The sequence below is a fragment of the Shewanella xiamenensis genome (assembly GCF_024971755.1).
GTDB classification, from domain to species: Bacteria; Pseudomonadota; Gammaproteobacteria; order Enterobacterales; family Shewanellaceae; genus Shewanella; species Shewanella xiamenensis.
The window spans coordinates 1,407,585-1,419,691 of sequence record NZ_CP079718.1 but is presented as its reverse complement, the minus strand read 5'-3'; the positions used below and the strand labels follow the sequence as shown (position 1 = coordinate 1,419,691).

Sequence of the window (12,107 nt, the reverse complement as noted above, 5' to 3'; positions counted from 1 at the left end):
GAAGGCGCGCCTAATGGTAACAACTCAATAGCGCAGTGATAAACGAAAACATACAAACCAACAAAATCGCTACCTTTGTGAAAATACGCCAAATGCGCGATTAAAATCATCGTAAGGTTAATTTGGCCTTTGCAACATCACAAACGCGCTGATAATGGACTTAAACACCTTCCATATGCTTAAGTCCATTCCGTTGAATTTAACAATCACTCAAAATGTTAAATTACAGCTCAGTCCAAGCCATGGTCCAAGAGCTACCTACGCCTGGTTCAAAACCCGTTGCAGTTGGTGACCATTGCACACAATAGCCACTGTAGGGCCAAGGTTTACATTGATAGACTTTACCAGTTTTAGGTTGTAGCACTTTAGTGCCCGCTGCATAGCTTTTTATTCCCTCAGGGAAGATAAAGTCAGCATCCGGTGCAGTGGTTTGATCTTTTAGGAAAAGATCAAAGTTTTGCTGGATAACTTCACCTTGTTTAGGCTCGGCTTTCACTTGTAAATGATAATGTCCTGCCTTAGGGGCAACGACATCCAACACAAAACTCGCGCTGGTATTGTTTACCGCCTGCGTCACATAACCTGCTGCGGTGCCATCGTGGCTAAATAAATAGGCCGAAACCTGCATATCCGCATTGGTGCTCACATCAAAACTGACCTGCGCGACACCATCAACAATGGTGTAATCATCGGCCAAGGAGGTGACATTAAGCTGATTTCCCGGTGCTGGCGCAATATCAAAGCTCACTTCCACTCGCTCTAAGCCCGACTTAGGCGCGGCAAAAATCTCATTTTTGCCATACACAGGTGAAATCACACCAGCCGCATTCTTCTGCCCTGCTTTAAGTTGTGGCTGCTGAGCATTAATCGCGCTAGCTAAAAGGAATGGCCAATTTTGCTTAGCACCTTGGGTGGCATCGGCAATGGTAATTTGGGTTTGCTTAGCGCTTTGTTCACCATTAGCATCAAACACCCGCGTCATTACCTTATCACCCGCTTTAAGATCGAGTGACGGATTAATATCACCAATATCGGTCCACTCGCCCGGCACCACAGCGCCTGAGCTCAAGTTTACATCGATGGCATTGTAGAAGCTGTTGGTGGTGTCACCCACTTCCCACACGGCCAAGATAACGTGATAACCCGTTCTATCTTCAGGCACATAACAATTATGAGTCACTAGCTTTGGCGGTTGCACCATGCCACCGTCGATCACACAAAAGGGGGCTAAGTCAAAGCTTGCGCGGCTCAGAGCTTGATTTTGATCCCAGCCTTGACGAGTTAAATAGTAGCGCCAATTGCGGGTAACGTGGTTAGCAGTAAACTGCCAAGAAAAGTCATTCCAACCCGCTTTGATATCGCGCTTAGACCAACGACTTGGGCTCTGTTCATCCAAAGGAGAAAATGCCCCATTTGCCGCACTAGCAATTTTACCGTCAGCAGGGCCAGACTCAGGGAATCCAGAAGGACCTTCAACACTTTGCGGCTCCCACTGAATGGCGCCACAGTTGACGTTGCTGCCCGTTTTACAGGCGTAGGAGCGAGACTCTGGTGATATAACATAACCATGAGCCGATGCCGTTTGGCTCAGCAACGAACTTCCGGCAGTCAAGGCTAATGCAACTAGGCTTAACTGAGTAAACTTAGGAATTGCAAATTTAGGGACAGTTGATTGAGAAAAAGCAGTCAGATGTTCCACTTTAATGTACTCCGTAGGGGCCATTCAATAAAAGATTGGCATTGGTATAAAAGTGGTATTTAGGCAAAACAGCATTAAGCAAAGCCGTTTATTTTTTAAAGAATTCAATATATTCGCTGAATTCTACAGCAACCCCGCTATCTTAGTTAACATCCTTTTACAACCTTAGACCGGAGGCTTTGCGTCCTAATTTTTCAATTAGTTTGCCCAATACGGTGGATCTCAATTGATTAAGTTAACAGGATGTAACTCAAAGACTGAGATGCGGCTAAACTAACAACAAAAGACAACGTTGTCAAAAATTAAATTATTACAATTCAATGAATTACAGAATGTGGATCGGTATTTTTTTGGCACCTGCCAGATTTTATGCTTTTAATCTTGATAAGTTTAACCTTGAAACGGATCGCGACTTGGGTATAATGCCCACCTCGCTTCGGGGGAGTAGCTAACTGGATTTTGAGCCATCAATATCTAGGGTGAGCATCAACATACTTGGCCACATGCCATGGTGTTCACAGCAAATCATCGATTTGTCTTGCAAGACCTGAGCACAATAACCGCACCTAGGGGTGGACGGTCTATTGTGCTTATGTCAAAAACCACCCCTAAAAGGATCACACTTGGAAGCGTTACTCGCCTCAACCTTTACGGTTGCTATCGCCGAGATTGGCGATAAAACTCAACTGCTTGCCCTCTTACTCGCTGCAAGATTTAAAAATAAAACCGCGATCATTATGGGGATTTTACTCTCAACCCTGTTTAACCATTTTGCCGCCGCATGGCTTGGACAATGGGCCATTAACTGGGTGAGTCCTGATGTAGCGCGTTACTTGGTTGCCGCCTCCTTCTTCGCGATTGCCCTTTGGGTGTTAATCCCCGATAAAGTGGACGCTGAAGAAAGCCGTTTCTATAAAATGGGCCCCTTTGTCGCAACCTTTATTCTGTTCTTTATTGCCGAAATGGGCGATAAAACCCAGATCGCGACTGTCGTGTTAGCCGCAAAATACGATGCCTTAGCCATGGTGGTTGCAGGTACCACTTTGGGTATGTTGCTCGCGAACGTGCCAGTGGTGATTGCGGGCCATTTTAGTGCCGAAAAATTACCGATGAAGTGGATCCACAGGGGCTGCGCGATTTTGTTTGCCCTACTTGGGGTCGCAACCTTAATCTATTAATTCAACTAATCAATTGAATTTTAAATAATTAAAAGGCCTGTGATATCACAGGCCTTTGCTATGGGTTAGTAGATTAACTTATAGCCCTAATGCAGTTTGGATCCGTTGACCGTAATCAGCATCAGCTTTTTGGAAATGTGCCAGCATACGTTGCTGTACATCTAAACTCGCTTGACGCAGTGAGCCTGAAATGGTTTCCACTAAGCGGGCTTTTTCATCTTCGCTGAAGATGCGGTACAAATTACCGGCTTGGGTGTAATCATCCTGATTGTATCGGCTGTAACGCGCCGCTTCGCCATCTAAACGCAGTGGTGGCTCAGCAAAGTTTGCCGGTTCAACCAAGGCGCCCGCAGTGCTATTAGGGCCATAGTTTGCTGAAGCATCGCCACCTGTTTGACTGCCATGGTAAGGACATTGAGTTCCCGCCATTGCGCCAGCACGTTGATGATGATTGGCTTTAGCCGCATGTGGGCAGTTTACCGGTAACTGGTTGTAGTTCGCCCCAATACGGTAACGCTGGGCATCAGCATAGGCGAACAAACGTGCCTGTAACATTTTATCTGGTGATGCGCCTACACCAGGCACTAAGTTACTCGGTGCTAAGGCCACTTGCTCGACTTCCGCAAAGTAGTTTTGCGGTAAACGGTTCAGCTCTAACACACCGATTTCAATTAATGGGTAATCACCATGTGGCCAAACCTTAGTTAAATCAAATGGGTTGATATGGTAAGTGTTGGCATCAGCTTCAGGCATAATCTGCACATTCACTGTCCAACGCGGGAAATTGCCATCGGTGATCGCCACCACCATATCGCGTTGTGATGAATCAGGGTCAATCCCTTTTAACTTATCAGCCTGTTCGTTAGTTAAGTTCACTACGCCTTGCTGCGATTTAAAGTGAAACTTCACCCAGAAACGCTCGCCTTTAGTATTCCAGAACGAGAAAGTATGCGAACCATAGCCGTGCATTTGGCGATAGTTTGCCGGAATACCACGGTCTGACATCAAAATCGTCACCTGATGCATGGCTTCAGGGTTTAATGACCAGAAGTCCCACATCGCTTGTGGATCTTTAAGGTTGGTCAATGGGTTGCGCTTTTGAGTATGGATAAAATCCGGGAACTTAATGCCATCACGCAGAAAGAAGGTCGGCGTATTGTTACCCACTATGTCGTGATTACCACGAGCAGTATAGAAGCGCAGACCAAAACCACGTGGGTCACGCTCTGCATCGGCAGAACCCATTTCACCGCCAACGGTTGAGAAACGCACGAAGGTTTCAGTTTGCTTACCCACACCATTGAAATGGTCAGCAATGGTGTAATCGCTTAAGTCTTTGGTCAGAGTGAAAGTCCCGTATACACCAGTACCTTTAGCATGTACTACACGCTCAGGAATACGCTCACGGTTAAAATGAGCAAGCTTTTCAATTAAATGCCAATCTTGTAGGAGTAAAGGGCCACGCTCACCCGCTGACAACGAGTTTTGATCGTCTGCAATAGGGGAACCGCTCTGGCTGGTTAAATACTGTTGACTCATATCTTGCTCCTTAGTCTTTTTTAGTGTGAATCCAAGATTCAATTAAATCGAAAATAGTAGCCATGGCTTATCTCCTTGGCAGGCGACGTGTTGTCGATGGAGCTAGAATAGAGAAAAGATGAAATCTAATAAAACGATTAATATAGATTTAAATAATCTATTTTAAAGATTAAGACTAAGAAATACTCACTGTCATCACTTAAGTGCAGACAGTATTATTGTTTAATATCTGGAGAGTAAAACCCATTAAAGGGTATCCCCGACTGATGGAATATATGAGTTTTTACACTGAGGACTAAAATTAAAGGTATGAAAAAATAAGCAGATTGGTTAGGACTTGCATCGAAACCAACCTCCAAACTTACTTTTGGCTTAGCTGCTCACGGTAGATAACAACAAGATAATAAGCATCGATGAGTACAATAAAAAAGTTAACCGCTGCAACAGGATAAGCCTGTATCGCCATCCCATAAGCAACAAACAGTGTAGCCCCCAGCAAATTCAACCAACGTAACTTCTTGATGTTTGACATCATCAAAGAGATAGCTACTACCACAGACGCCAAATAACCAACCCATTCCCAAATCATTGCACTATCCATATTAAAACCTTATTTATCGATTTATACATTGAAACAGGTTGGTTAATCTGCATTAGCGTTTAACTACCGCTGCTGTCATCCGTGAGATACAGGTCAACTCCCCTGCACTATTATGGATTAAGATTTCCCATACCGAGCTGCGTTTCCCCAGATGAATGGGTTTTGCCGTTGCGGTTAGCACGCCATTACGTGAAGCACGTAAATGGTTGGCGTTAATCTCTTGTCCAACACAATAATATTGCTCGAAATCCACCGCAAAGTTTGCCGCATAACTGGCAACCGTTTCGGCTAAGGCAACGTTCGCGCCCCCATGGACAATGCCTAAGGGATTATGTACGGCGGGCGTGGCAGGCATAGTCGCCTTCATATAGTCATCGCCAATCTCGCTGATCTCAATCCCTAGGGTCTGCATCAAGGTGCCTTTGCCCCCCATACCAGCATCTAAACGGGCACAATCCTCTAAGCTCACCGGTCTAAACCAAATACTCATTTCCACATCCTAGTAAAGAAAACCAGCTAGCAGTTTACTAAGAAGTGACTGAAGTTCAACACATAAGCCATCGCTTAACCTGTTCTGTACGGCAAGGAAACGCTACGACTAACTTAACCAATGTTTTGTGACAGCCAAACGACTAAACCAAACTAAGAAAATCCCCCAAAGGATCACTACACTTGGCATCACAAGAGCATCAGAGCCTAATACCGCTGCCGCCTGCTGAATCCCAAATACATAACCCATCTGCACCAATACCGCCACCAGTGACGCGAGCAACACTTTATAAGAGAAGGCTTTTTTAATCAGTAGAAACAGGCAACCGATAACGCCAGAAACCACCGCAAAACCAAACACAAAGTTGAGCCAAGCGGGTGTCGATTCATAGAGCTTAATCTGATCAGGACTCATCTGCGCCATGGCGTCTGGCGTCATAGTCATTTGGATAACAAAAGCCAATAAACCCATGATATTCCAAAGCAAACTAACGACTGCGATAACGTAAAACCACAATGGTGCCTTGGTAACACCAATGGAATGCAGGGGTGCACTCACAACCATCTTTTTCTCCGTTGGGCTCAAGACTCATTCCCATGAAATACGATGAAAACACGATAAAACCAGCTCAGTAAAGAATCCACCTTCTGAAGAAGGTGGCTTTGTTTTAACCCCCTAAAAGGGGGCCTTTATTCAAGAGCAAGTTGACCCTGCTCTTGCCACTCTACTTTCTCTTGATGCCTAACGTATCTACGGATTATTTCCTCGTTAATTCCAATCGAATCGACGAAGTATCCTCTCTGCCAAAAATGATTTCCCCAAAGTTTATTCTTACGTAGGTAAGGAAATTTACTGAATATTTTCAAAGCTATCTTACCTTTTAACGCCCCCATTAAATTCGATATAGATATCTTCGGAGGTACCTTCACCACTAAATGAACATGGTCAACTTGAACATTTAGCTCCATGACTATGCATCCCATTTGATGGCAATAAACCTGAATGCATCGATAAACCTCTTTTCCGACATTACCTTTCAATATCCGAAAGCGGTACTTTGGTGTCCAGACTATATGATATTGACATCGCCAGAACACATGCGATGCTTGCTCGTATCTACTCATGTTATTTGCCTCTTTTGACTTCGCTAAAAATCAAAGATGCATTTAACATGGGTAGGTATACAGGCAAAGCCTCAAATGATGATAACCACCTACTGAAGTAGGTGGTTTTGGGCTAAAAATAAAAAGGGATGGTAAAACCATCCCTTAGCTCTGAGTTTAGCTCACAAAATAAGATGTGAGCGTATTAACACGTATTTAACGGCGACGGCGTTGTAATCCAAATAGTGATAACAAGGCTAAGCCTAAGTAACCTAGTGCACCACCATCATCCTTAGGCTTTGGCTCAGGTTTTGGTGGCTCAACAGGCGCTGGATAGCTTAATGCAACTATCACAGGGTCATGGTCTGAAGCAGAAAACGCATTTTCAGATTTTACGAGATTACCTGAGAATTTTTTGCCGTATTCGAACAGGGTAGACTCCACAGAGTTGATATGCCAATCTTCAATATCCACTAAACGCTTGGCGAGACTAGTGTTTGCCAAGGCATGGTCAAGGTTGCCTAACTCACCATTGTAGCTGTATGAGTAAGTGCCAGTACCGTGAGCTTTAGTATTGAGATTGATAAGACCATAACCTTTCTCAATCTTGCTGCCTTGGCGTTCAAACACTTTGCCATTTAAGGTTGTCCAAGAGGCGGTCATGATTGCACGATCAGACTTACTCGCATCGTAGTCGGTCAATACACGGATAGGATCTTCCATACCGTAGGCATTCATATCACCGATAACCAGTAAATCGCCTTTTACGTCTTTCAACGCTTCACCGATCACTTTAGCTGCTGACACGCGGAAAGCATTGCACTTACCCTGTTGATCCGCAGGATCAACAGACTCTTCGAAGTTAACCCAATCCTCCAAACAGCCTGAGCCTTTTGATTTCAGATGGTTAACAACAACGGTTAGATTTTCATTATGGATCTTAAAGGTTTGCGCTAAGCTGTGGCGTTGGTAAGCATCGTTACCTGGGTTAGTCTCAGTCTTACCCTCTTTAATGCGAGTCACACTGCCTGCACTCGCATGTTGCTCTGGGGTATCAATAGTGCGAGCAGCACCTGCAAGGCTTACTTTACCCGCACGGTACAGCATACCAACGGTAATCGCATCGCTACCGAAGTACTTACCGTCGTATTTATCTTCATCGACGATTTCAATATAGCTGTAAGCATTTTCAGCAGTTTGCTTCTCGTTTAAGGCATCGACTAAGTTCTTAATCGCGCTCTTTTCGCCAAAACCGTTGTTAGCAATTTCCATCAAGCCAACGATATCGGCATTCATGGCAGTAATGGCACTAACGATTTTCGCACGTTGTAACAGCATTTCTTCTTCGGTCAATGCGCCGCGGTTGCCACCCGATGGGTTAGTATCACCACCCACAACATCATTGAAGAAGTTCAGTACGTTAAAGCTGGCCACACGGATATCACCTTTAGTCGCCACACTTGGTGCATCTGTTCTATCATCGCCGCGGATAAAATCGCCAGCAGTAATAGTGTTCGTAGCCACTAAACGGTAAGCCCCGTAGCTATAACCAATCACCCCTTGCAGATTGGTCAATTGATCACCGACGCGGATATAACCTGTTTCAGCATTAAAGTCAGGGAAGTAAGGAATTACACCGTCAGCAGGTTTGTAATCGGATTCGATAAACAGCTGATTTTCTAGGTTAGATTTAACTAATGCCGTTGCCTCTGGAGAAAGCGCTGGGTATAACTGGGTTGGCTTCATCAAGGGTTCTTTGTAAGACACCAACATGTTATTACGCTTGCCCGCATAGTCGAAGCTAAAGGTGCGGCTGATCTTCAGATCACTGCCCGCATCTAATAGCACGTTCATGCCTTCATAACGCTCTAAAGCCTGCGCTAATGTTTCTCCCTCGGCAACATAGAAAGGCGCTGCGACAGGAACTTCCCCCTTCGCGCCCACTTCAAATTTTTTATCGGTTTTAATATCAATTTGGGTTAGACCGAAGTATTCCTTGACCTTACCCTGAACACAGATTTCAACCCCAGGTTGGATCGCTGCTGGCGGTGTTTCACCTAAAAAGACAAATACACCATCGGAAGTATATGGCGAGTTATCACCCTTCACTTCTTGCAAATAAAAACCTTTGAACAAACTCTCGCCACGGGCAGTCACCACCCCGCGAACCGTCACTTCACTTTCAGACTCAAATGCACCTTGAGGAACATAAGGGCTAGATTCGCCAGCACCTTGTACTTGATAAATAGGAACAATTTTCGCGCCACTGCAACTAAATACAGGTGTTTCTGGTGCGGTTGGCGTATTCAGAGAACCAAGACCAGTGAAAGTATCTTTAGGTAATTGTTCCCACTGGGCAGCATTAAAGACGGTATTTGCGACTAATGAGTCTAGTTTACGCTTAAGGGTAACATCGAGTCCCCAACCGACTGGCGTTGGCACATCACCAATAATATCAACCACGGCGCCATCTTTAACCAAAGCGACAGCATCACCGCCGTTAAAGCTTAAGCTACCAGAAAAACTATCGACGCCTTGTGGCAGGGTAATAACACCGCTTGAATTGAGAATCACTTTAGTGGCTTTAGGCGCAATGCTCTGGCCATCTAATACTTGCATATCTGACGCATCTGTTGCGCCATCTTTATAACGAACGAGCTTATAACCTGTGAGATCAATTGCCGCATCACCGCTGTTATACAATTCGATAGCTTTGTTATTAGAGCTACCTTCAACATACTCAGTGATTATGACATCAGCACTTGCCATCATAGGCAACGCCGCGGCTACAGCTAAAGAAATAGCCGTCAACTTATTAACATTTTCCATATCAACAACCCCATTATTATAATATTGCCGCTAATTTTTATTAACGTGCGGGCGGATTATTCCAGAGTTGTAGGGCTAAAAAAAGGGGGCAAGATCTCACTATGCATGCATAACATATTGATGGAAATGTAATTTTACAGAGTAAATTGTCTTACATTCAGAACAGTGCCATAATACAAAATTATTAAATAGCGATAAAACAATAAGTAAGAAAAAGACATCTAGTCCCCCTAGTTAACCTAAGTGAACAAATAATAATCGCAAAAAAAATATGATATTTTTATGATATTTTTAAACATGCCATTCTGAATAAGCGTATTAAATTTGTTGCTTTAAATATGCGTTATTCATTTAAAACTTAATCAGTGTTCCATCGTTCTAAAATAATGGCTTATTGATACAGCAATATCTTGTTATTCAAATAGCAAAATAAAACACTAACAAAGCTAAATAGCCTGTTATAACTCGGTTTGCTAATGAATTAAAACAAAGTAGGATTTAACAGCATAAAAAAATACCGCCAAAAGGCGGTATTTTTATAAAAGCATACTGTAACTAAAAATTACTTCTTAGCGGGTTCAGCAGCAGGTGCAGCTTGTGCTTTCTCAATTGATTTCAACTCAACTTCAAAAATCAGCGTTGAGTTTGGTGGAATCGTTCCAGTATCACGTTCACCGTAAGCTAAGTTTGCAGGGATAACAAACTTGTACTTAGCACCAACAGGCATTAACTGTACGCCTTCGGTCCAACCAGGAATAACACGGTTCAATGGAAATTTAGCCGTTTCACCACGTTTGTAAGAGCTATCAAACTCTTTGCCATCAATCAGAGTACCTACGTAATCTACTTCAACCGTGTCTTCAGCCGCTGGCTTTTCACCTGAACCAGGAGTGAGTACTTCGTATTGCAAGCCTGATGCAGTTGTGACTACGCCTGGCTTAGCTTTGTTTTCTTCAAGGAACTTTTTGCTATCCTCGAGATTTTTCGCCGCAATGGCTTTAGCTTGTTCTGTACGCTTGTCGTTTAATTTTTTGTCTAAACTTTGAAGAATGGTTTGCATTTCTTCTTCAGTTAACTTCAGCTGATCATTCAAACCATTAGTAAAACCTGTCACGATCAGCGTGCGGTCAACTGGTAGGCCTAATTCTTCTTGCTCTTTAATATGACCAGACATATAACGACCGATTGAAGCACCCACACTGTAGGCTTCTTTTTGTGCTTCTGTCGTTAATTCAACATTTGTGCTTGCATTTGTTGCTTTTTCTTCTTGATTACAAGCAGATAGGCCAATAACAGCCAATGCAACTAACGATAATTTATAAATCGATTTCATTAAAGCTTCCTCAGCATCCTCAAGCGGTTACAATAACCTAAGCGCGACAACTTTATACTAGTTATCTGGGTTATACCAACTAGATTCTTTATGGGTTAACTGTGATTAATTTCACTCTACCGAGTTAGAGACACCAACTTTAGGAGCAAGTTCATGAAGAAAAGCCTACTGCTGGTAATTTGCACGTTTTTTTTGACGGCTTGCTATCCTAAAGCCGAAGATATTCGCGTGCTCTCAAAAGACCCTTCTTACAGTGCAAGTCTCTCGAGCGATGCCACTCTCGCAATTGTCGCAACTCAGAATCAAGGAGTCCAATGTTGGGACTTAACCCAGCACACCCTTAAATACCAATGGGTGCATGGCGACCTTAATACAGGCGTAGCCAGCACAGCCATTTCACCTAATGGAGAGTTCGCTGCATCGTTAAGCCGCGATTCAGTAGCACTATGGACAATAGCCGACGGAAAATCCGTAGGTTGGTGGTCACTGCCCGCATCAGGAGAAAGTGTTGCGGTAGCCAACAATGGGGTTTTGCTTATTGGTTTAAACGATGGCAGCGTAATGTCTTTGAATGCGGCAAAAACGGCACTGATCAAATTTTTAGGCCATAAAGAACGCGTCAATACGGTTGCACTGTCGGCGGATGGTCGCATCGCACTCACAGGGTCAAATGATATGCAGGCCATTTTATGGCAGGCACAAACCGGACAACCAATCCACACTTGGGATCTTGGTAGCCGGGTGACTAAGGTGGCACTGAACGACAGTGGCAGTTTAAGCTTTACCAATGGCAGTACGAATGAAGCAAAAATTTGGGACAATTCAAGCGGTAAACTTTTAAATCAATTAGCAATTAATCGTCGCCAAATGACCTTTTCAGCAGTACGTTTTACTGAGCAAGACAAGCAGTTATTAACGGGAACTCCCGCCCGCGAAGTCATACTCTGGCAACGCAGTTCGGGTAAACCTATTGCACAATGGCAAATTGCGTTGACGAAAAACAGCCAAAACCGAGGAGCCGTTGTATACTCTGTGGCAATTCGAGATACCAATAAAGTCGTTAGTATCAGTAGCCAAGGCTTAGTTGAGACTTGGCAACAATAGAGGTTAGCCATGCAAGGTGTACAACAACAAATTGAAGAGCTGCAAACTAAATTAGCTTTTCAAGAACTCACTGTCGAAGAATTAAACCAAGAGGTGATTAAGCTGAATCGACTCGTGGCCCATCAACAGCACCAGATCCAGTTATTAGTTGGCAAGTTGCAGGCAATGGAGCCCAGCAATATTGCTACCCAAGCTGAAGAAACGCCGCCACCCCATTATTAATAACGAACT

At 43.9% G+C, this 12,107-nt stretch carries 11 protein-coding genes and 1 riboswitch; of the genes, 3 read left to right on the top strand and 8 right to left on the bottom strand.

Annotation, left to right across the window (positions count from 1 at the left end):
* Positions 1–223: 223 nt before the first annotated feature.
* Complete coding sequence (gene gbpA, locus KXJ80_RS07365; RefSeq protein WP_259474646.1) at positions 224–1,699, bottom strand: N-acetylglucosamine-binding protein GbpA; 1,476 nt, start codon at positions 1,697–1,699, stop codon at positions 224–226.
* A gap of 124 nt (positions 1,700–1,823) precedes the next feature.
* A riboswitch (cyclic di-GMP riboswitch) is annotated at positions 1,824–1,917 on the bottom strand.
* Positions 1,918–2,322: 405 nt separating this feature from the next.
* Here gbpA and KXJ80_RS07360 point away from each other — a divergent pair.
* The gene (locus KXJ80_RS07360; protein ID WP_037414866.1) at positions 2,323–2,877 is read left to right on the top strand and encodes a TMEM165/GDT1 family protein; all 555 of its coding nucleotides are present in this window, start codon (positions 2,323–2,325) and stop codon (positions 2,875–2,877) included.
* 78 nt (positions 2,878–2,955) lie between these two features.
* On the opposite strand, the gene katB is transcribed toward KXJ80_RS07360, so the two are convergent.
* From katB to fkpA, 7 genes are all read right to left on the bottom strand, one after another.
* Positions 2,956–4,416, bottom strand: a complete 1,461-nt coding sequence (katB, locus tag KXJ80_RS07355) for a catalase KatB (RefSeq protein WP_037426167.1) — start codon at positions 4,414–4,416, stop codon at positions 2,956–2,958.
* 361 nt (positions 4,417–4,777) lie between these two features.
* Positions 4,778–5,017 (bottom strand): YgjV family protein, encoded by a 240-nt coding sequence (locus KXJ80_RS07350; RefSeq protein WP_037426164.1) that lies wholly within the window; start codon positions 5,015–5,017, stop codon positions 4,778–4,780.
* Positions 5,018–5,069: 52 nt separating this feature from the next.
* The gene (locus tag KXJ80_RS07345; RefSeq protein ID WP_037414875.1) at positions 5,070–5,507 is read right to left on the bottom strand and encodes a PaaI family thioesterase; all 438 of its coding nucleotides are present in this window, start codon (positions 5,505–5,507) and stop codon (positions 5,070–5,072) included.
* Positions 5,508–5,615: 108 nt separating this feature from the next.
* Entirely contained in the window at positions 5,616–6,071 is a 456-nt protein-coding gene (locus tag KXJ80_RS07340; protein WP_140906496.1) for a hypothetical protein, read from the bottom strand.
* A 125-nt stretch (positions 6,072–6,196) separates the two neighbouring features.
* On the bottom strand, positions 6,197–6,631 hold the full coding sequence (gene tnpA, locus KXJ80_RS07335; RefSeq protein WP_259474645.1) for an IS200/IS605 family transposase: 435 nt from the start codon (positions 6,629–6,631) through the stop codon (positions 6,197–6,199).
* A gap of 195 nt (positions 6,632–6,826) precedes the next feature.
* Positions 6,827–9,439 (bottom strand): extracellular exonuclease ExeM, encoded by a 2,613-nt coding sequence (exeM, locus tag KXJ80_RS07330; RefSeq protein WP_055646809.1) that lies wholly within the window; start codon positions 9,437–9,439, stop codon positions 6,827–6,829.
* A gap of 562 nt (positions 9,440–10,001) precedes the next feature.
* A complete protein-coding gene (gene fkpA, locus KXJ80_RS07325) occupies positions 10,002–10,772 on the bottom strand; it encodes an FKBP-type peptidyl-prolyl cis-trans isomerase (protein WP_218738064.1) in 771 nt (256 codons plus the stop codon).
* A 153-nt stretch (positions 10,773–10,925) separates the two neighbouring features.
* On the opposite strand from fkpA, the gene KXJ80_RS07320 reads away from it, so the two are divergent.
* Both KXJ80_RS07320 and KXJ80_RS07315 read left to right on the top strand, forming a co-directional pair.
* The gene (locus KXJ80_RS07320) at positions 10,926–11,876 is read left to right on the top strand and encodes a WD40 repeat domain-containing protein (RefSeq protein ID WP_218738063.1); all 951 of its coding nucleotides are present in this window, start codon (positions 10,926–10,928) and stop codon (positions 11,874–11,876) included.
* 9 nt (positions 11,877–11,885) lie between these two features.
* Positions 11,886–12,098: a SlyX family protein gene (locus KXJ80_RS07315; protein ID WP_037414894.1), complete on the top strand. Its 213-nt coding sequence runs from the start codon at positions 11,886–11,888 to the stop codon at positions 12,096–12,098.
* The last annotated feature ends 9 nt before the right edge of the window (positions 12,099–12,107 follow it).

Bases quoted from the DNA above. Each gene is read 5' to 3' on its own strand.
- KXJ80_RS07350 (WP_037426164.1), bottom strand. From the start codon at position 5,017: ATGGATAGTGCAATGATTTGGGAATGGGTTGGTTATTTGGCGTCTGTG.
- KXJ80_RS07320 (WP_218738063.1), top strand. From the start codon at position 10,926: ATGAAGAAAAGCCTACTGCTGGTAATTTGCACGTTTTTTTTGACGGCT.
- exeM (WP_055646809.1), bottom strand. From the start codon at position 9,439: ATGGAAAATGTTAATAAGTTGACGGCTATTTCTTTAGCTGTAGCCGCG.
- katB (WP_037426167.1), bottom strand. From the start codon at position 4,416: ATGAGTCAACAGTATTTAACCAGCCAGAGCGGTTCCCCTATTGCAGAC.
- KXJ80_RS07345 (WP_037414875.1), bottom strand. From the start codon at position 5,507: ATGAGTATTTGGTTTAGACCGGTGAGCTTAGAGGATTGTGCCCGTTTA.
- KXJ80_RS07315 (WP_037414894.1), top strand. From the start codon at position 11,886: ATGCAAGGTGTACAACAACAAATTGAAGAGCTGCAAACTAAATTAGCT.
- tnpA (WP_259474645.1), bottom strand. From the start codon at position 6,631: ATGAGTAGATACGAGCAAGCATCGCATGTGTTCTGGCGATGTCAATAT.
- KXJ80_RS07340 (WP_140906496.1), bottom strand. From the start codon at position 6,071: ATGGTTGTGAGTGCACCCCTGCATTCCATTGGTGTTACCAAGGCACCA.
- fkpA (WP_218738064.1), bottom strand. From the start codon at position 10,772: ATGAAATCGATTTATAAATTATCGTTAGTTGCATTGGCTGTTATTGGC.